This is a genomic window from Methylobacterium sp. ME121 (assembly GCF_000974725.1).
GTDB classification, from domain to species: domain Bacteria; phylum Pseudomonadota; class Alphaproteobacteria; order Rhizobiales; family Beijerinckiaceae; genus Methylobacterium; species Methylobacterium radiotolerans.
In genome coordinates, this window is sequence record NZ_BBUX01000038.1 from 32,419 (window position 1) to 51,773 (window position 19,355).

Consider the following 19,355-nt stretch of genomic DNA (forward strand, 5'->3'; position numbering starts at 1 on the left):
GACCGGACGGATGACCCCCTCGATGACCCGCCGCGCGCACATCGCGGCCCTCGTGGCCGGCGCCGCCGGCCTGCGGCCCGCAGCGGCGCAGACCGTCCCCTGGTCCTCGGGCACGGATCGGCCGACCTTCACCGTGCCGCCGGGCGCCACGGACTGCCACCACCACATCTACGATGCGCGCTTCCCGGCCGCGCCCGGTGCGACCCTGCGGCCGCCGGATGCGAGCGTCGCGGATTACAAGCTCCTGATGCGGCGCCTCGGCCTCACCCGGCACGTCGTGGTGCAGCCCTCGACCTACGGGGTCGACAACAGCCTCCTCGTCGAGTCGGTGAAGGCGTTCGGGCCGACCGCCCGGGGCATCGCGATGCTCGACGCCGCGGTCACGCCCGAGGAGCTGAAGCGCCTCGACGGGGCCGGCATCCGCGGCGTCCGGTTCGGGACGCGCCTGCCGGGCGGTGCGCCGATCACCGACATGGTGCCGGTCGCCCGGAAGATCGCCGAGCTCGGCTGGCACATCCAGCTGGTCTCCGACGGCGACAAGATCGTGGAGCTGGCCGACACCCTGAAGGGCCTGCCGGTCCCGGTCGTGTTCGACCATATGGGCCACCTGCCCGAACCCGCCGGCCCGGACCATCCGGGTTTCAAGGTCATCGCCGACCTGATCGACAAGAACGGCGCCTGGGTGAAGCTCACCGGTGCCTACATCCTCTCGAAGGTCGGGCCGCCGACCTACGCGGATCGCGGCCGCCTCGCCCGCGCCTACGTGGCGCTCGCCCCCGAACGGCTCGTCTGGGGCAGCGACTGGCCGCATCCGACCGCCGCGGCCGACGCGAAGCCGGACGATGCCGTGCTCATCGACCTGCTGGCGGTCTGGGCCCCCGACGAGGCGGTGCGAAACCGCATCCTCGTGGCCAATCCGGCCAAGCTCTACGGCTTCTGATCCGATCCGAGACGAGAGAGGCCTCGCCTATGCTCAGCCAAACCCGATCCCGGCGCACCGTCCTCCAGGGCGGCGCGGCGCTCGCCCTGGCCACGGCCGCCGACCTCCGTGACCGGCCGGCGGACGCCGCGGACGCCACGCCGTTCTCGTCGGGGACGGAGGCGCCGGCGATCGCCGTTCCGCCGAACGCCTGCGACTGCCACATCCACATCCTGTCGACCCGCTATCCGGCCTCGCCCCACTGGAAGGGCCAGCCGGTGCTGGACAGCGACGTCGCCGCCTACCGCCAGGTGCAGGCCCGCCTCGGGACGAGCCGGGTGGTGGTGGTGACGCCCTCGACCTACGGCACCGACAACCGCCCGACCCTCGACGGCGTGGCGCAGTTCGGCCCCTCGGCCCGCGCGGTGGTCGTGGTCGATCGCGACGTCACCGATGCCGAGCTTCGGACGATGGCGGGCCGGGGCGCGGTCGGCATCCGGGTGAACTTCGGCACGCCGCAATCCTGGGGGCCGACCACCGCGGAGCGTCTCGAGACGATGGCCCGCAAGGTCGCGCCGCTGGGCTGGCACGTCCAGATCTACGCGACCGGCGACACGATCGTGGAGCTCGAACCCGTCCTGAGCCGCCTGCCGACGCCCCTGGTCATCGATCATCTGGCGCGGCTCCCGCCGGACCAGGGCGTGAGCCATCCCGCCTACGCCGCGGTGCGCCGGCTGCTCGACGGCGGCCGGACGTGGATGAAGCTGTCGGGGGCCTACCTCAACACCGCGAGCGGACCGCCCGCCTATGCCGACGCGACGGCGGTGGCGAAGTCCTTCGCGGCCGCGGCCCCGGAGCGCGTGGTCTGGGGCAGCGACTGGCCGCACCGGGGCGAGAAGCACCTGCCCGACGACGCCCGGCTGCTCGACCTCCTGGCCGAATGGGTCCCCGACGACCGGGCGCGGGCGCGGGTTCTGGTCGATAATCCCGCGGCGCTGTACGGGTTCGGCTGAGCGAAGACGGAGGAGCAGATCCGGGCCCAAGCCGCGGTGATCGTGTCTGCTTCAGCGATCCTCCACGTCGCGTGACGCGGCCGAACGGGCTCGAAGCAGCCCGCCGATCCGGCCGAACGCGGAAGGGACGCGCTTCTGCGGGTTGCTCAGGACAGGAGCGCGAGCAGACCGGACAGGTCGGGTCGTTCATCGATCGTCCAGAAGGCGTCGAGGACGCGACGCACCTCGAGCGGATCGAGACGCTCGCCCGCGTTCATGCGAAACTTGCGTTCGACGTCGTCGCGGGTCATCGGCCTCGACACGAATCCCGGCACGTCGTCGACCTGCCTCACGATCTCGCGCCCATCCCTCAGCGTCGCGGTCAGTCGGTTCGGCACCGCTTTCGGCTGCATCGCCGTGAGGGCAGGGTCCTCGGCGACGGTGATCCGGTCAATGAGGGCGAGCAGGGCCGGATCGCTCAGCCTGTCGGGGGCGTAGCTGTCGTTGGTGATGGCTCCGTCGAGCATCGCCCGCGCGGTGATATAGGGCAGGCTGTGATCGGCGGTGTCCTTCGTCGTCGGGCGCCACTTCTCGCGGTCGCGGCCGGCGGTGACGTAGCCGAGATGGGTCGTGTCGATGCGCAGGCTCTGAACGGCGTCGACACCACCGGCTTCCGTGACGACGTCGATCGCCGCCGGGATCGCCGTCAGGCAATAGACCTGCGCCGGATAGGGCTTGATCCCGCATCGCGAGATCCGGAAGGGGCGCCCCTCACCGCCGAACGTCGCCACGTCGACGGTGAACGGGCCCGAGACCTGCTTGAAGAATCCGGCGCGGCCTTCGAAGATCGGCGCCGGTCCCGTGAGACCGGCGCGGGCGAGGCGCGCGGCGAACACGCCTGCGCGGGTCGCCTCGGCATCGGCCACGCCCTTCCAGTCCGAGAGCGTCTGGACGCGGGTCTGGTTCATGGCGATATGGCCGTTGATCGCGAGATTGACGGCCTGGGTCAGGGCTTCCGGGGAGAGACGCATCAGCCGGCCCGATGCCAGCGCGGAGGCAGGCAGTAGACCGGATGGTCCCAGCCACGCCCCGTTACTTCCGCGGCATCGAGCAGGCGGCAATTGATCTCGTAGGCGAGGGCGATCGAAGCGATCAGTTCGCGGCCGGTCGCACGCTCGGCCTCGGCGACGGCGAGGCAGGCGGCGATGGCGTCGCTGGGGTGACCGGGCTCGCGGCCGACATAGACGTCGTTGAAATCCGCGTAGCGGATGGCGACGCCGTTGGCGAAGGCTGCGAGTTCCGGGCTGCTCCGCCGGTCCGTGCCGAGCACCGTCGCGGCACCCGCTCCGTCGCTGAGCGCAATGTCCCGACAGATCCGCACCGGGCCGGCATCGAGGGCGGCGAGCCCGCATCCCAGCGCGTCGATCAGATGGACCTTCGCGGTCTCGACCGTGGCCGTGTCGAGATCCTCGAATCGCAGGGCGTGGGCGTAGGCCGCGAGCCGGTCGGCGAGGGGCGGCCCGTCACCGGAGGCGGCCCTCGCCGGTGCGGCGGCAAGGGATGCGGCCGCGGCCAGCCACGCGGCCACCTGACGGCGGGAGGGGTCGGTCGGGATCCGCATCGCGCCCTCCCGTTCAGGCGAAGCCGTAGAGCGTCGCCGGGTTGTCGACGAGGATCCTGTCGCGGGCAGCGGCGCTGCCGGCCCAGTCGGAGAGCAGGTCGAACAGCACCGCGTCGTCGGGCTTGTGCTTCTCCGTGACGTGCGGCCAGTCGCTACCCCAGACGAGGCGTTCGGGGGCGAGCCGCACGAAGGCCTGAGCGGTGCGCGTCGCGTCCGGATAGCCGGGCGGACCGGCCTCGGTGTTGAGGTAGGCGCCGGCGAGCTTCACCCAGGCCCGGCCCTTCTCGACCAGTCCGGCGATGGTCGCGAAGGCGGGATCGTCGGGCCCCCTGGCCGGGTCGAGGCGGCCCATGTGGTCGAATACGATGGGGCATGGCAGCCTGTTCAGCAGGGCCTCGTTCTCCCGGATCTGGTTCCCGGACATGTACAACTGCACGTGCCAGCCGAGATCGGCGATGCGCTTGGCGAGCGGCTCGATCGTCGCGATGGGGGCCACCGTGTCGTTGGGATTCCACACGCTGAAGCGAAGGCCGCGGACGTAGCCGGCGTCGAGGCGCTTCAGCTCGACGTCGGTGACGTCCGGGCGCAGGACGGCGATGCCGCGCCCGTTCCCGCCGAAGCGCGCGAGGGCGTCCAGCAGACAGGTCGGGTCGGTGCCGTGATTCTTCGGCTGGACCGGCACGGCGCGGGTCGTGCCGAGACGCGCCTGGAGCAGGCGATACGCGTCGAAGGTCATGCCCGGGGGCTTGGGCGTGTCCGGCGGCGGGAAGCGCGCGTCGATGATGTGGAAGTGGCAATCGCAGGCCCGGGCCGGCGCACGATGGCGCGGCCGCTCGGTCCCGGCCGAGTTCGGCACCGATCCGTCGGTCGCGCGCGCCCAGTCGGACGTTGCCATGCCGGCCATGCCGGCCATGGCGGCCGCGACGAAGCCGCGGCGTGTCAGCGTGGGCATTCCCAGCCTCCCTGTCATTGTCGTCAGCGGGCGTCGCCGCTGCGGACCACGCCCGCGGCGACGAGGTCGTCAAAGGCCGCGCCCGCGATGCCGATCTGCCCCAGCACCTCGCGGTTGTGCTGGCCGAGGGTGGGCGCGGGCGTGCGGATCGCGCCCGGCCGGTCGTGGAGCCGCGGCACGACGGCGTGCATGGGGATGAGCCCCATGTCGGGGTCGGGATAGTCGGCGATGAGTTCGCGCTCGACCACGTGCGGGTCGGCGACGAGCTTGGCCGCATCGTTGATCGGGCCGATCGTCACCTCGGCGGCCTCGAAGAACGCGACGTTCTCGTCCTGCGTCCGCTCCGCGATGAAGGCGCCGATGATCGCGTCGAGCTCGTCCACGTGGCGCAGCCGGTCGGCGTTGGTGCGGAAGCGCGGATCGTCCACGAGGTCGGGGCGCCCGATCGCCCGGAACAGGCGCTCGGCCATCTTCTGGATCGAGCCCGACAGGCCGACATAGAGCCCGTCGCTGCACCGGTAGGCGTTGCGCGGCGCCGAGTTCGTCGAGCGCGAGCCGGTCCGCGGCTTTCCCTTGCCGGTGAGCCGGTAATGGGCGGCCTGCGGGCTGAGGATCGCGAAGAGCGGATCCAGAAGCGGCAGATCGATCACCTGCCCCCGGCCGCCGTTCACCTCGACCTCGCGCAGGGCGATCATGGCGGCCGAGGCGCCGGTGAGTCCGGCGACGCCGTCCGCGAGGTACATCGGCGGCAGCACGGGCTCGCGGTCGGCGAAGCCGTTCATGGCGGCGAAGCCCGAGAAGCCCTCGATGACCGTGCCGAAGCCGGGCCGCTGCGCGTAGGGCCCGTCCTGCCCCCAGCCGGAGATGCGGATGATCGTCAATCCGGGATTGAGGGCGTGCAGAGACTCCGGCGCGAGGCCCATCGCTTCCAGCACCCCGGGGCGGAAGCTTTCGATCAGCATCTGGCAGGAGGGCACGAGCGCGCGGAGCACCTCGACGGCGCGGGGATCGCGCAGCGACAGGCACAGGCTCTTCTTGTTGCGGGCGTAGATCTTCCAGTGGGTCTCGACGCCCTCGGTCTTCCAGGCGCGCAGGGTGTCGCCCTCGGGGGGCTCGACCTTGATCACCTCGGCACCGAAATCGCCGAGCATCTGCGTCAGGACGTTGCCGGCGAAGAGCCGGGAGAGGTCGAGGATGCGCACCCCGTCGAGGATACCCCGGGCCTCGGGTCGGTAGGCGCGCCGGTGCAGTTCGCGCTCGGTCATGGGACTTCCGTCGCGGTGTGGAGATCGGACAGCGCCACGACGGCGCGGGCGCGGGCCAGGAAGGGCGGATCGATCATCCGCCCGTCCACGAGGATGGCGCCGAGACCCCGCGCCTCGGCCTCGGCGGCCGCCGCCAGGATGCGGCGCGACCACGCCACCGCGTCCGGGCTCGGCAGGAAGGCGGCGTTGGCGATGTCGACCTGGGACGGGTGGATACAGGTCTTGCCCGCGAAGCCGTGGCGGCGGGCCGCCTCGCACTCGGCGCGGAAGGCCTCGGGGTCCCTCACCGCCGCGAAGGCTCCGTCATAGGCGGGCAGGCCGGCCTCGGCGGCGGCGAGCCGGACGGCGACGCGGATCTGAGCGAGGGCGGCTTCGTCGTGCCGGACGATGCCGCACGGCTCCAGCAGATCGGCGTAGCCGATCTGCAGGCCGGCGACGCGGGGATGGGCGCAGGCGAGGTCAGCCGCCCGGCGGAGGCTTCTCGGGGTCTCGATGTTGACGAGGAGGCGAATGCGACCCGTCGGATCGAGGCGGTCGAGGCGCGCGGCCGCCTCGATGATGGCGGCCGGATCCTCGACCATCGGCAGGTTGATGAGATCCGTGCGCGGCAGGGACACCGCCTCGAGGTCGCGCGCGAAATGCCCGGTGCCGGGGGCGTTGACCCGCACCACGACCGCCTTGCGCAGGGTGGTCGGCGCTTCCCGCAGATAGGTCGCGAGCGTGTCCCGCGCCTCGTCCTTGCGGGCTTCCGGCACGGCGTCCTCCAGGTCGAAGGAGAGGGCGTCGGCGGGGCCGGTGGCGGCCTTCGCGAACAATTCGGGCCGGGAGGCCGGGACGAACAGCTTGGAGCGCATCAGCACGGCGCGCCTCCGTCAGGCGATCTTGAAATGCGCCATCGCGACGATGGCCACGGTGACGGTGAGCGCCCCGCCGATCCGCGTCGCGACCTGGGCGAAGGGCATCAGCTCCATCCGCTCGGCGGCGGTCAGGATCATCACGTCGCCCGTGCCGCCGAGGCCGCTGTGGCAGGCGTTCACGATCGCGGTCTCGATCGGGTACATGGCGAGCCAGCGCCCGACGACGTAGCCGGTGCCGGTCAGCGCGAGCACGGTCGCCACGATGGTGACGAGGTTGGCCGGGTGGAACGCCTCGACCAGCTCGTGCCAGGGAGTCAGCGCCACCGCCGTGCTGAACAGCAGCGGATAGGTCACCGCCACCACGAAGAAGCGGAACACCACGCGGGCGCCTTCCTCCAGCGAGGCCGGAACCGCCCGCAGCAGCTTCGCGAGGACGACGAGGAACAGCATCGCCACCGGCGCGGGTAATCCGATCAGCGCGTGGATCAGCGTGCCGAAGACGTAGACGGCGATGCCGGTGATGCCGCCGGCCGCGACGGTGGCGACGTCGATCCCGGAGGTGTTGCGGTGAGCCGCACCGTGGTCGGCATCCGTGTCTCCGTCAGCGGCGGGCTGGAGCCGGCCGTTGCCGGTGAGGTCGGGGCGGCGCTTGCCCAGCGTGTTCAGGGCGCCGCAGATGACGATGGCGACGAGGTTCCCGAAGAACACCAGCGGCAGGATCTGCCCCAGCATCCCGCCGTGGTCGACGCCCAGCGCCTCCGCGTAGCCGACCGAGAGCGGGATCGCGCCCTCGCCGACGCCCCCGGCCATCACGGGCACCACGACGTAGAGGATCGACCGCCAGAAGCCGATGCCGACGAGCCAGCCGACACTTCCGCCCACGAGGAGGCCGGCGAGCGACCCCAGCGCCAGGGGCACGAAGATCTTGGCGAAGCCCTGGATCAGCACCCGACGGTCCATGCTCAGGATCGAGCCGACCACCACGGCAGTGATGAACAGGTAGATGAAGTTCGTCGACTTGGTGAAGGTCGTCACCGACTGCACCAGCGGCGCCGGCAGGAGCTGGTGGGCGACGAGGAACGAGGGCAGGAAGATCGTCACCAGGGACGATCCGCCGACCGCCCGCAGCAGCGGGATCCGCCGGCCGATCTCGGCGCAGGTGAAGCCCCCCGCGACCAGGACGGCGATCATCACCGTCACTTCGCCCGAGATCTTACCCCTGACGGCGAAGGCCGCGATGAGGGCCAGCAGCAGCACATAGACGGGCAGCGGGACGATGCCGACCCGCGTCTCCATGGCCTGAGTCCAGAAGGGTTTCGGCGTCGATATCGAGCGGGTCGAGGTCGCGACCGTGGACCCGGCAGCGGCACGCGCAGTCATCGTTTCCTCCGCATCGCCCCGTGTTCAGCCGGAGTCGCATCGTGTCGGGCAGGCGTCGCCCCGCGCCTTGTCCCGCAGCGGCATGGTCGAGTAAAATGAATTGATCGCATCAATTCATGACGTTTCGGCATGAAACTCCCCGTCGACGGTGTTCAGGCCTTCGTTCTCATCGCGGAGCTCGGCAGCTACCGCCGGGCGTCCGAGAGTCTCGGCTTGACCCAGACCGCGCTCACCCGGCGGATCCAGAAGCTCGAGGGCTTCCTCGGCGCGATGCTCCTCGACCGCACCACGCGGACGGTGCGCCTCAGCGCCGTCGGCCGCGAGTTCCTGCCGCTGGCCACGCGGCTCATCGCCGACTTCACCCAGGGGATCGAGCGCTTGCGCACGACCTCTCGGCTGGGCGTCGGCGACGTCACCGTCGCGACCGTCCAATCGATTGCCTTCCGTCGGATGCCGGCGGTTCTGCAGGCCTACGCGCGCGATCATCCGCAGAACCGGGTGCAGATCCTCGAACGCTCCGGCGCGCTGGTCACCGAAGCCGTGCGCAAGGGTGAGGCGGATTTCGGGATCCACATCCAGCAGGAGGCCGATGCCGATCTCCTCGAGGATCGGCTCGTGCGGGATCCGTTCGTGCTGATCTGCCACCGCAGCCATCCGCTGGCCGGACGGCGCGAGCTTCGGTGGACCGAGTTATCCGGTACGGATCTCGTGACGCTCGGCGGCGCCAGCGGCAACCGGGCGCGCGTCGAGGCTCAACTGGCAGCCGCGGACTTGCCGCCGCGCGGTCGGTTCGTGGTCGAGAGCACGCCGACCGCCCTGGCGCTGGTGTCGGCCGGCATCGGCGCCGCGATTCTCCCGGCGGCCCTCGGGGGCGCTTCTCCGCGCGACGATCTCGTTGAGGTCTTGCTGACCGAGCCCGCGATCTACCGCACGATCAGTCTGGTGCGCCGCCGCAATACCTCCCTGACGCCGGCCGCAGCCATGTTCTACGAGGCACTCAAGGCTGAACTGTCGACGGATCTCGATGAGTTTGCACTGCGAGGAGATCCGGGCGGCGCCGCCCTCCTGCGCCGATGAGGGCGTGCCGCCGGAAAATCTCGCTCTCGGGATCCGCCGTCAACGCCCTGCATGACCGGGAAGGGGCGCAACGCGGGACGGGCGGTTGGCGGAACAGGGCTGCCCGCGCCGCGTCCGGCGCATGACCGACGACGTCGGAGATACCGCGGAAGCCAAGCTGGAATGAGCCGGCTCTCGACCGGGCCCTCTCCCGGCTGAGGAGCTGCGATGGGTTTCCGGGCCGCCGTGGCAGCATCCGACTATCCTCGGGCGAGCGGTTCGCTGAGGATGCCGTGCGGCGATGTGCGGTGATGTGCGGTGATGCGCAACGCTGCGCTGCACGCGCCCCGCGATCCCGCGCCGGCCGCGGGCCGGGGTTGCGCGCTGCCGCGGATCCGGTCAGGCCGGAGCGCGGTTCATGCCGGGGCGCCGCGCCCCCGTCGGGAGACCGAGCTTGACCGCGCCGAGTCCCACAGCCTCGCCCCCCGGACGTCTCCGGCGGCGCCGCCTCGCGGCCGGCCGGGGCAGCCTGAGCCGGCCCGGCGGCGACCTGCGGCGCCTGCCCACGGGTCTCGATCTCCGGAACGTGCGGCTCGTGGAGGGCGTGCGCGCCGCCTTCGCGTTCGGCGTCGTCATCCTCCTCAACATCTGGATCCAGTGGTCGCCGCTGCTGACCATGGCGCTCGCCGCCAACCTCGCCTGCTTCTGCGACAACGGCGGCCCGATGCGCGCGCGCCTGCGCGTCCTCACCGCCTTCTCGTTCCTCGGCGGCCTGCTCTGGGCCGGCCTCGGCCTGATCCAGCCCCTCGGCCTGCCGGTGGTCGTCCCGGTCGCCTGCGCGCTGATCTTCGCCTGCTCGTACGCGCGCGTCTGGAGCGTGCAGGCCCAGTCGGCCGGCAACGTGCTCGTGGTGGTGCTGTGCATCGCCCTCGACCGGCCGCTCGACGGGGCGCAGGCGGCCGTCACCGCGGCGATGTTCGCGGCCGGCGGTCTCTGGGCGACATTCCTGGCCCTGGTCATCTGGCGGCTGCACCCGTACCGCCCGGCCCACCGGGCCGTGGCGGAGGTCTGGCACAACCTCGCCCGGCTCTGCGGCGACCTCGAGCGGCTCGTCGCCCTGCCGGAGCCCGACACGGCCGCCTTCGACGGCCACGCGCGGGGCCACCGGCGCGGCGTGCGGGCGAGCATCGAGACCGCCCGGACCATGATCCTCGACCTCGCCCGCTCCCGCGAGCGCGTCTCCGACCGCACCGCCCAGGCCCTGCTGCGCCTGGAGAGCGCCGAGCAGATCTTCGCCGCCCTGATCGCCGTGGGCGAACTGATCGACAGCCGCCCCGACGCGCGCCGCCGGGCGCTCGCCAAGGTGTTCCTGCGGCGCCTGCGCCCCCTGCTGGTGACCATCGCGCGGGCGATCCGCGACGACGTCAACCTCGACCTCGCCCGCCTGGAGCACTCCATCGCCCGGGTGGCCGAGGGCCTGTCGGAGGACCCGACCCTGGCCCGCCTCGCCGACCGGATCGTCGGGCGCGTGCGGATCGGCGCCAAGCTGTCGACGCCGGACGGCTACCGGCCCGGCGGCACGATCACGGAGGGCGGCAGCCTCGACCGCTGGACCCGCTACGTCGGGCCGCTGGCGCAGAACTTCACCCTGGCCTCGCCCAACCTGCGGCACGCCCTGCGGGCGAGCGCGGTCGCGGCGCCGGCGCTCGCCGCGACCCTGACCTACGCGGGCGCCTTCACGCACTGGCTGGTGATGACCGTGGTGCTCACCATGCAGCCCTTCTACGCGGCGACGTGGCAGCGGGCGCTGGAGCGGATCGGCGGCACGGTGCTGGGCGGCCTCGTGGGCGCCGTGCTCGCCTACTACGCCACGAGCCCGCTGGCGGAGGCCGGGCTGATCCTGGTGCTCAGCATCGTCGGCTTCGCGGCGCGCCAGATCTCCTACGGCTTCTTCGTCACCTGCCTGACGCCCCTCGTGGTGCTGCTCGTCGAACTGCTGGAGCCCGGCCACAGCTCCTGGGAGATCGTCGCCATGCGGGGGGGCTTCACGGTGCTGGGCGGCGTGATCGCGGTGGCGAGCTGCCTGGTGCTCTGGCCGATCTGGGAGCCCGATCAGGTCCGGCAGGAACTGCGCCGGGCGCTCAGGGCGCAGGCCGGCCTCGCCGAGGCGGTGCTCCGCGCGCCGCCCGGCGAGGGCCGCGAGACCGCGATCGCGGCGCAGAGCCGCGAGGCCGGCCTCGCCCTCAACGATCTGGAAGCGGCGCTGTCCCGCGCCCTGCAGCAGCCCCGGGCCGGCAGCCACCCGGAGGTGGAATCCGCCCTGGTGGCCGACGCGACCCTGCGCCGGATCAGCGCCCGGCTCATCGTCCTGCGGCACGCCCCGGAGGCGGCCGCCCCAGAGGCGGAGCCTTGGCGGGCCTGGATCAGCGCGACCCTGGCGGCCCTGGGTGCCGACAGGCCCGTGCCCGAGCGGCCCGCGCTGGATCGCGGGCAATCGCTCGTGCGCCTCGTCAGTCAGGTCGATCTTCTGGTCGGGACCCTGCGCCCCGGGGAGATCCGGGCCGCGGCGGGGGACGATGGCGGGGCGCCGGAGACCGGGCGCGGGACCGACGCGCGCGCGGGCCAGCCGGTCCTGCCGTCCTGACGGACGGGCCTGCCGAGCCCCGCGCGAGGGCCGGTCCCGCGGCGTTCCCGCGGGCCCGGTCTCCCGTCAGAACCGCGGCAGGGCGTTGGCCGGGCCGCCGGCATGCGGGCCGCTGTAGCGGTAGGCGGCCGCCCGCGCGGGACCGGCGTCGTTCCGGTACAGGGCGGGGGCGTTGCCGACCCAGCCCGAATAGGCCGAGGCCGGGTAGGGCGAGTGCTTCGAATCGAGGCCCTGCGCGAGGGCGGGCGTGGCGACCGCGGCGACCAGGGCGGCGGCGGCGAGCATGCGGACGGTCATGGTGATCTCCTAGTGTCTTCGTATGACTTCGACGGGAAGTCATCCGGTCAACCGTGTCGAGTGAGGAAGATCGTCGTCGCGATGCGCTGGGCGGCGGTCTTGATCGCTCCGGCTTTGCTTGGCCGAATGTGACCTCTCAACGGGGATACTCTGCCCCGGGTTCGCGCGCCGCCGTGCGCTGGCGCACGGGGAGACGCGGCGCGGGCCGGGAGGCCGGAGACCGGCCCGGCCGGGGATGCGTCCCGCGCCGAAGCGTGGCACAGACCGCGGCCTGAAAGGGATGCAGACCATGCGGCTGATCGTCGGCCTCGGAAACCCGGGCGCGCGCTACGCGGGCAACCGCCACAATATCGGCTTCCTCGCCGTCGACGCGATCGCCCGCCAGCACCGGGCGAGCCCGTTCCGCCACCGCTTCCAGGGCGAGGCCGCCGAGGTGGTGCTGGGCACCGAGCGGGCGATCCTGCTGAAGCCCTCGACCTTCATGAACGAGTCCGGCCGCGCGGTCTCGGAGGCGCAGCGCTTCTACAAGATCCCGCTGGCCGACGTGATCGTGCTGCACGACGAGCTCGACCTCGCCCCCGCCAAGCTCCGGGTGAAGCGCGGCGGCGGCAATGCCGGCCATAACGGCCTGCGCTCGATCACCGCGCAGTGCGGCAACGACTACCGGAGGGTGCGGCTCGGCATCGGTCATCCCGGCGACAAGGCGCTGGTCCATGCCTACGTGCTCAACGATTTCGGCAAGGCCGAGCTGCCCTGGGTCGAGGATCTCTGCCGGGCGGTGGCCGACCACGCCGCCCTGCTCGCCGCCGGCGAGGACGCGAGCTTCCAGAACAAGGTCCACCTGGCCATGGCCGGCCGCGGCTGGGACGACGTGAAGACGCTGGGCGCCAGAAATTGACACGCCCACACGGGGACGGGATATCGGGGCGGGCGAGAGGGTCCGATGAAGGCGGTGCGCGTCGCGCCCGGCTGTCGGCGGTTCGATTGCCTCCCGGCGGCCGCGGCCCGGCGCGTCGGTGCCGCGCGTGCTCGACCGAGGACAGGGCGCGCGGCGTGTTCGCGGACCCGATTCTCATCAACCCATTCCGCGCGTCGCCCGACGACGCGCTGCGACGGAACTGACCCATGGGCTTCAAATGCGGCATCGTCGGCCTGCCGAACGTCGGCAAGTCGACCCTCTTCAACGCGCTGACGCAGACGGCGGCCGCCCAGGCGGCGAACTACCCGTTCTGCACCATCGAGCCGAATGTCGGCGAGGTGGCGGTGCCGGATCCGCGGCTGACTGACCTCGCCCGGATCGCGTCCTCGAAGGAGATCATCCCGACGCGGCTGACCTTCGTGGACATCGCCGGCCTCGTCCGCGGCGCCTCCAAGGGCGAGGGCCTGGGCAACCAGTTCCTGGCCAATATCCGCGAGGTCGACGCGATCGCCCACGTGGTCCGCTGCTTCACGGACGGCGACGTCACCCACGTGGAGGGCAAGGTCGATCCGGCCGCCGATATCGAGACCATCGAGACCGAGCTGATGCTCGCCGACCTCGACAGCCTGGAGCGCCGCGCCCAGTCGCTGGAGAAGAAGGCCAAGGGCGCCGACAAGGAGGCCAAGGAGACCCTCGACCTCGTCAACCGCGCCCTGCCGCTCCTGCGCGACGGCAAGCCCGCCCGCCTCGTGGAGCGCAAGCCCGACGAGGAGAGGCTGTTCCAGCAGCTCGGCCTGATGACCGCCAAGCCCGTCCTCTACGTCTGCAACGTCGACGAGGGCGACGCCGACAAGGGCAACGCCTACTCGGACGCGGTCTTCGCCCGCGCCAGGGCGGAGGGCGCCGTGGCGGTGGTGGTCTCGGCCAAGATCGAGAGCGAGATCGCCGTGATGCCGGAGGCCGACCAGGCCGAGTTCCTGGAGGCGGTGGGGCTCACCGAGCCGGGCCTGAACCGGGTGATCCGCGCCGGCTACGACCTGCTCGGCCTCGTCACCTACTTCACGGTCGGCCCCAAGGAGGCCCGCGCCTGGACGATCACCAAGGGCACCCGCGCCCCCGGGGCGGCCGGGGTGATCCACTCGGATTTCGAGAAGGGCTTCATCCGCGCCGAGACGATCGCGTTCAAGGATTACACGACCCTCAACGGCGAGGCCGGGGCCCGGGACGCCGGCAAGCTCCGGCTGGAGGGCAAGGATTACGTGGTGCAGGACGGCGACGTGCTGCACTTCCGCTTCGCCAACTGAGGCCGGTGCTGTCGGCACGGTGCGCGCGCTTCATCCCCGCCCCGCTGATCAACGAGACGAGCCCGCCATGCCCGATCCCGCCCTCGAAGACTTCTCCGTCGGCGACGTGATCGTCGGGGAGCCGCTGACGGTGACCCGCGACGACATCGTGGGCTTCGCGAAGGATTTCGACTTCCAGCCGTTCCACCTCGACGAGGCGGCGGCGGAGACGACCTTCGCGGGCCGGCTGATCGGCTCGGGCTGGCACACGGCGGCCCTGGGCATGCGGCTGCTCCAGCAGGGGCCGTTCCGGGGCGGCTCGTCGCTCGGCGCGCCGGGCATCGACGAGCTGCGCTGGCTCGCGCCGGTCCTGCCCGGCGACGCCCTGACGCTGACCTTCCGGGTCGCGGGCCTGCGCGACTCGGCCACGAAGCCCGGCCTCGGCTTCGTGACCGCCGAGGTCGCCCTCGGCAACCAGCGGGCTGAGACGGTGCTGACCCAGCGCTTCACCTTCATGCTCGCCCGCCGCGGCACCGACCCCCTGCCCCCGCGGCCGGTGGAGACCGGCGTGCCGGGGCCGGTCGCCGAGCCGGAGGATGCCGAGATCCTGCCGTTCCTGCGGGATGCCGAGATCGGGGCCGTGCGCGACCTGGGCGCCTACCCGTTCACCGCCGAGGCGATCGTGGCCTTCGCGCGGGCCTACGATCCGCAGGCCTTCCACCTCGACCACGACGCGGCCAGGCGCAGCCATTTCGGCGGCCTCTGCGCCTCCGGCTGGCACACGACCGCCGCCTACATGAACCGGATGCTCACGACCCGCGCCCGGGACGCCGCCTACACGGCCAGCCGCGGGCCGGTGCCGGAGGCGGGGCCCTCCCCCGGGTTCAAGAACCTGCGCTGGCTGAAGCCCGTCTACGCGGGCGACACGGTGCGCTTCAGCGCCAAGCTCACCGACAAGCGCGCCTCGGCGTCACGGCCCGGCTGGGGCCTGGCCTTCGCGCGCAACACCGGGGTGAACCAGCGCGGCGAGGCGGTCTTCGCCTTCGACAGCGCGGTCTTCCACCGCTGGGAGCCCTGAGCGGGCCCGGCCGTCAGGCCGGAGCCTTGCCGAGCACCGCGAGGGACTGGCCCAGATGCGCGCCCGACGGCCACGGCGCCGCCGTTCCGTCGAGGAACGTCACGCTGTCGAAGCCGATATGGTCCGCCCAGGTCTGCCAGACGCTGCGCTCGATGAACGTGTTGAGGTGCGGCACCGTGCTGGTGCGCTGCTCGCCGACCGTCTTGGTGAAGACGCCCCAGTGCGAGGCCATGCTGAACTCGAGGAACGAGGCCACGACGCGGCCGCCGGGCCTGAGGGCGCGGTGCATCTCCTCCAGGTAGATGTAGCACTCCGTGTGCAGGAGATGCGTGAACACGCTGAAGGCCGAGACGAGGTCGACGCTGCCGTCGGCGACCGGCAGCGACAGCGCCGTGTTCCTGGCGAAGCGGTAATCCTTGGGACAGCGGCGCTTGGCGTAGTCCAGCAGCTCCTGGACGACGTCGAGGCCGAGATACGCGACGGTGCCGGTGCGGGCGAGGTGAACCGCCAGGCGCCCGGAGCCGCAGCCGAAATCGACCACCGACTGGCCGTCCCGGAGCCCGAAATGGTGGAGGATCTCGCACTCGATCGCGCCGATCCGGTCGTAGTCGCCGCCCACCGCCACGCTCATCGCCTCGTCCAGGGGCAAGTCGCGCGTCAATTGGCGTACGTACGCCTCGTAATCCTCGACGAAATGAAATCTCGCCATCGCGGCCACCTCGAAGGCATCGAGATCGGACTGGGATGATCAGTCCGTCCGCCGTCGAGACGTGTTCTTCCCCGCGGCGGTCCAGCATCCGTTGTGCCGAACACCGTCGAGCCGGGGAAGCATCGGCGTGGATACGGGGCGCGAATTGCCCCCGAGGCTGCCTTTTCGGTCACACCGCGTTCGGGACGCCCCGGATACTGCGCCGGGCGGCCGCGGCCGCCCGGAACTCCGCCCTCACGCCGCGCTCCGGCGCTCCGGGTAGAGCCCGTACAGGCCCTCGCGGCTCGCGTCGCAGATGCCGCGCTCCGTGATGATCCCGGTCACGAGGCGCGACGGCGTCACGTCGAAGGCGGGGTTGGCCACCGGGCTGCCGGGGGAGACGACCTCGATCGTGGCGAAGCCGCCGTCGGGCAGCCGGCCGGTCATGTGGGTGACCTCGCGCCCGTCGCGCTCCTCGATCGGGATCTCCTTCACCCCGTCGTCGAGCGTCCAGTCGATGGTCGAGAACGGCAGGGCGGCGTAGAACGGCACGCCGTTGTCGTGGGCCGCCAGCGCCTTCAGGTAGGTGCCGATCTTGTTGCAGACGTCGCCGCTCGCCGTGGTCCGGTCCGAGCCGACGATGCAGAGGTCGACGTCGCCGTGCTGCATCAGGTGGCCGCCGGCATTGTCGGCGATGACCGTGTGCGGCACGCCGTGGCCGTTCAGCTCGAAGGCCGTGAGCGCGGCGCCCTGGCTGCGCGGCCGGGTCTCGTCGACCAGGACGTGGACCGGCACGCCCCGCTCGTGGGCGGCGTAGACCGGCGCGAGCGCCGTGCCCCAGTCCACCGTGGCCAGCCAGCCGGCATTGCAGTGGGTCAGCACGGTGATCGGCCGGTCGCCGCCCCGGGCCGCGTGGAGGTCGGCGATGATCTGGCCGCCGTGGGCGCCGATCGCGCGGCAGCTCGCCACGTCCTCCTCGGCGATGCGGCCGGCCTCCGCGAAGGCGCGGGCGAAGCGCTCGTCCGGCGCGGTCTGGCGCAGGTTGGCGGAGACCCGGTCCAGCGCCCAGCGCAGGTTGATCGCGGTCGGGCGGGTCGCCGCGAGCGTCGCCACCGCCCGGTCGATGCCGTCGTGGGAGGCGTCGGCCCGCATGGCGAGCGCCAGCCCGTAGGCGGCCGTGACGCCGATCAGGGGCGCGCCCCGCACGATCATCGTGCGGATCGCCACCGCGGCGTCCTCCAGCGTGGCGAGGCGCCTCAACTCGAACGCGAAGGGCAGGCGGGTCTGGTCGATCACCTGGACGCTGACGCCGTCGGGGTCCGGGAAGATCGTGCGGTAGGGCTGGCCGTCGATATTCATGGCCGCTCCTGTGCCACAGCGGGGCGGCTTTTGCATCCTCCCGGGCGCCGGCACGACGGCCTGGGGATGCCCCGCCCGGCGGCCGGTCAGCCTTCCTCAACCTTAGCGGGTCGTTAAGGCGCTCGTGCCTAGCCTCGGGGGTAAGTTCCCGTTTCGCGTCCGGTCCCGCATGCGCTCGCTTCGCCGTCCCGCATCGCCCTACGAGACTTTCGTCGACAGCGTTCGCCCGTTCCTGGGCAAGCGCCTGACGGAGCTCGGCGGCTTCGTGCTGTTCACCGGCGCGGTCGCCCTGACCGTGGCGCTGGCCACGTGGTCGATCGACGACCCGAGCCTGAACCACGCCACCGACCACGCCGCCCACAACGTCCTCGGCCAGCCGGGCGCCGTCGTGGCCGATCTCGCCATGCAGATCCTGGGCCTGGGCTCCCTGGCCTTCGTGCTGCCGCCGGTCCTCTGGGGCATCCGGCTGATGCGGGAGCGCGACCTGCCCGAGGGCGGCCTGCGCATCGCGCTCTGGATCATCGGCTTCTGCGCCGCCAGCGCGGTGGCGAGCGCGCTCCCGCCGACGACCCGCTGGCCGCTGCCCACCGGCCTCGGCGGCGTGGCCGGCGACGGCCTGCTGTCGATGGCGCGGGTGATCGTCGGCGCGGTCTCGTCGGCGGCAGCCCACCTCGTCGGCTTCGGCTACGCCGCGGTGGCGATCCTCAGCCTGACCGGCGCCTGCCGATTCGGCGCCGTCGAGGAGGAACCCCTGCACGACGACCCCTACCCCGTCCGGCGCGCGCCGGCGCGGGGCCGGGATTCGGGCCGGGACGAGCGCGAGGATTCCGATGAGCCGAGCCTCGGCCTCGTCGGTGTCGGCGCCCTGGCGCAGGGGCTGATGGGCCTGCGCGGCGCCGCGGCCGAGCGGATCGCCGCGTGGCGCGCGGGCCGGGCCGAGCCGATCGACGGCGCGTCGCCCGCCCTCGCGGCCCGCCGCGCCTTCACGGACGCCGATCTCCCCTGGGCCGACCACCTGCCCGAGGGCCGGCAGGCCGGCGCGAGCCGGCGCGAGCCCGTCTTCGACGCCTCCGAGGACGCCACCGCGGCGCCGGCCCGCCGCGCCGCGCCGCCGCGGGACGACGCGGAGGACGATCCGGACACGTTCGAGGCGCCGCAGCGCCCGATCCCGCCGCGGGCCGAGCCGACCGCGTCGCGGGTGGCCCCGCCGCCCGCCGCGCCCGTGCCGGCCCGGCGCGCCCCCGCGCCGCCGGTCCGCCCCGAGGATTACGCCCTGCCCGCCCTCGACCTGCTGGCGGCCCCCCGCGGCCCGTCCCAGGCGAGCCTGATCTCGGCCGATGCCCTGGAGCAGAACGCCACGCTGCTGGAGGCGACGCTCGGCGATTTCGGCGTGCGCGGCGACATCCTGGCGGTGCGGCCGGGCCCGGTCGTCACCCTCTATGAGCTCGAGCCCGCCCCCGGCACCAAGTCCAGCCGCGTGATCGCGCTCGCCGACGACATCGCCCGGTCGATGTCGGCGGTCTCGGCCCGCGTCGCGGTCGTGCCCGGCCGGAACGCCATCGGCATCGAGCTGCCGAACGCCAAGCGCGAGACGGTGTACCTGCGCGAACTCCTGGCCTCGACGGACTTCGCCGAGAGCAAGCACAAGCTGGCGCTGTGCCTCGGCAAGAACATCGGCGGCGAGCCGATCATCGCCGACCTCGCGCGCATGCCGCACCTGCTGGTGGCCGGCACCACCGGCTCGGGCAAGTCGGTGGCGATCAACACCATGATCCTCAGCCTGCTCTACCGGCTCAAGCCGGAGGAGTGCCGCCTGATCATGGTCGACCCGAAGATGCTGGAGCTGTCGGTCTACGACGGCATCCCGCACCTGCTCTCCCCCGTGGTCACCGACCCGAAGAAGGCGGTCATCGCCCTCAAGTGGGCCGTGCGCGAGATGGAGGAGCGCTACAAGAAGATGGCCAAGATCGCGGTGCGCAACATCGACGGCTACAACGCCCGGGTCGCCGAGGCGGCGGCGCGCGGCGAGGTGCTGACCCGGACCG

17 protein-coding genes are annotated in these 19,355 nt (G+C 72.3%); 8 read left to right on the plus strand and 9 right to left on the minus strand.

What is annotated here, in order from left to right:
- Positions 1-10 precede the first annotated feature (10 nt).
- Together ME121_RS20920 and ME121_RS20925 are read left to right on the plus strand one after the other, a co-directional pair.
- Positions 11-940 carry an amidohydrolase family protein gene (locus tag ME121_RS20920; RefSeq protein ID WP_059409533.1) on the plus strand — a complete coding sequence of 310 codons (930 nt, stop codon included), beginning with the start codon at positions 11-13 and terminating at the stop codon, positions 938-940.
- Positions 941-969: 29 nt separating this feature from the next.
- Positions 970-1,932, plus strand: coding sequence for an amidohydrolase family protein (locus tag ME121_RS20925; protein WP_059409534.1), 963 nt, complete (start codon positions 970-972; stop codon positions 1,930-1,932).
- Between the two features lie 146 nt (positions 1,933-2,078).
- On the opposite strand, the gene ME121_RS33945 is transcribed toward ME121_RS20925, so the two are convergent.
- Genes ME121_RS33945 through ME121_RS20950 form a run of 6 tightly spaced genes read right to left on the minus strand, consistent with a single transcriptional unit; the run spans position 2,079 to position 7,986 of the window.
- A complete protein-coding gene (locus ME121_RS33945; RefSeq protein ID WP_280951370.1) occupies positions 2,079-2,942 on the minus strand; it encodes an MmgE/PrpD family protein in 864 nt (287 codons plus the stop codon).
- On the minus strand, positions 2,942-3,532 hold the full coding sequence (locus ME121_RS33950) for an MmgE/PrpD family protein (protein ID WP_280951371.1): 591 nt from the start codon (positions 3,530-3,532) through the stop codon (positions 2,942-2,944). The genes ME121_RS33945 and ME121_RS33950 overlap by 1 nt, the downstream gene beginning before the upstream one ends.
- 13 nt (positions 3,533-3,545) lie before the next feature.
- Positions 3,546-4,484 (minus strand): amidohydrolase family protein, encoded by a 939-nt coding sequence (locus tag ME121_RS20935; RefSeq protein WP_059409535.1) that lies wholly within the window; start codon positions 4,482-4,484, stop codon positions 3,546-3,548.
- 23 nt (positions 4,485-4,507) lie between these two features.
- A complete protein-coding gene (locus ME121_RS20940; protein WP_012321057.1) occupies positions 4,508-5,749 on the minus strand; it encodes a CaiB/BaiF CoA transferase family protein in 1,242 nt (413 codons plus the stop codon).
- Entirely contained in the window at positions 5,746-6,603 is an 858-nt protein-coding gene (locus ME121_RS20945; protein WP_012321056.1) for an HpcH/HpaI aldolase/citrate lyase family protein, read from the minus strand. The genes ME121_RS20940 and ME121_RS20945 overlap by 4 nt, the downstream gene beginning before the upstream one ends.
- Positions 6,604-6,621: 18 nt before the next feature.
- The gene (locus ME121_RS20950; protein WP_012321055.1) at positions 6,622-7,986 is read right to left on the minus strand and encodes a 2-hydroxycarboxylate transporter family protein; all 1,365 of its coding nucleotides are present in this window, start codon (positions 7,984-7,986) and stop codon (positions 6,622-6,624) included.
- Between the two features lie 129 nt (positions 7,987-8,115).
- Between ME121_RS20950 and ME121_RS20955 the strand changes: the two genes are divergently transcribed.
- The gene (locus tag ME121_RS20955) at positions 8,116-9,063 is read left to right on the plus strand and encodes a LysR family transcriptional regulator (RefSeq protein ID WP_012321054.1); all 948 of its coding nucleotides are present in this window, start codon (positions 8,116-8,118) and stop codon (positions 9,061-9,063) included.
- A gap of 397 nt (positions 9,064-9,460) precedes the next feature.
- Positions 9,461-11,686 (plus strand): FUSC family protein, encoded by a 2,226-nt coding sequence (locus ME121_RS20960; RefSeq protein WP_059409536.1) that lies wholly within the window; start codon positions 9,461-9,463, stop codon positions 11,684-11,686.
- A 66-nt stretch (positions 11,687-11,752) separates the two neighbouring features.
- On the opposite strand, the gene ME121_RS20965 is transcribed toward ME121_RS20960, so the two are convergent.
- A complete protein-coding gene (locus ME121_RS20965; protein WP_012321052.1) occupies positions 11,753-11,983 on the minus strand; it encodes a hypothetical protein in 231 nt (76 codons plus the stop codon).
- Positions 11,984-12,272: 289 nt separating this feature from the next.
- Between ME121_RS20965 and pth the strand changes: the two genes are divergently transcribed.
- From pth to ME121_RS20980, 3 genes are all read left to right on the plus strand, one after another.
- A complete protein-coding gene (pth, locus tag ME121_RS20970; protein ID WP_012321051.1) occupies positions 12,273-12,881 on the plus strand; it encodes an aminoacyl-tRNA hydrolase in 609 nt (202 codons plus the stop codon).
- A gap of 227 nt (positions 12,882-13,108) precedes the next feature.
- Complete coding sequence (gene ychF / locus ME121_RS20975; RefSeq protein WP_012321050.1) at positions 13,109-14,206, plus strand: redox-regulated ATPase YchF; 1,098 nt, start codon at positions 13,109-13,111, stop codon at positions 14,204-14,206.
- 67 nt (positions 14,207-14,273) lie between these two features.
- Positions 14,274-15,263, plus strand: a complete 990-nt coding sequence (locus tag ME121_RS20980) for a MaoC/PaaZ C-terminal domain-containing protein (protein ID WP_012321049.1) — start codon at positions 14,274-14,276, stop codon at positions 15,261-15,263.
- A gap of 13 nt (positions 15,264-15,276) precedes the next feature.
- Here ME121_RS20980 and ME121_RS20985 read toward each other — a convergent pair whose 3' ends face one another.
- On the minus strand, positions 15,277-15,972 hold the full coding sequence (locus ME121_RS20985) for a class I SAM-dependent methyltransferase (RefSeq protein WP_012321048.1): 696 nt from the start codon (positions 15,970-15,972) through the stop codon (positions 15,277-15,279).
- A gap of 234 nt (positions 15,973-16,206) precedes the next feature.
- A complete protein-coding gene (gene mtnA / locus ME121_RS20990; protein WP_012321047.1) occupies positions 16,207-17,310 on the minus strand; it encodes an S-methyl-5-thioribose-1-phosphate isomerase in 1,104 nt (367 codons plus the stop codon).
- A gap of 169 nt (positions 17,311-17,479) precedes the next feature.
- Between mtnA and ME121_RS20995 the strand changes: the two genes are divergently transcribed.
- A partial coding sequence (locus ME121_RS20995) for a DNA translocase FtsK (RefSeq protein WP_059409537.1) occupies positions 17,480-19,355 on the plus strand: 1,876 nt, incomplete at its 3' end.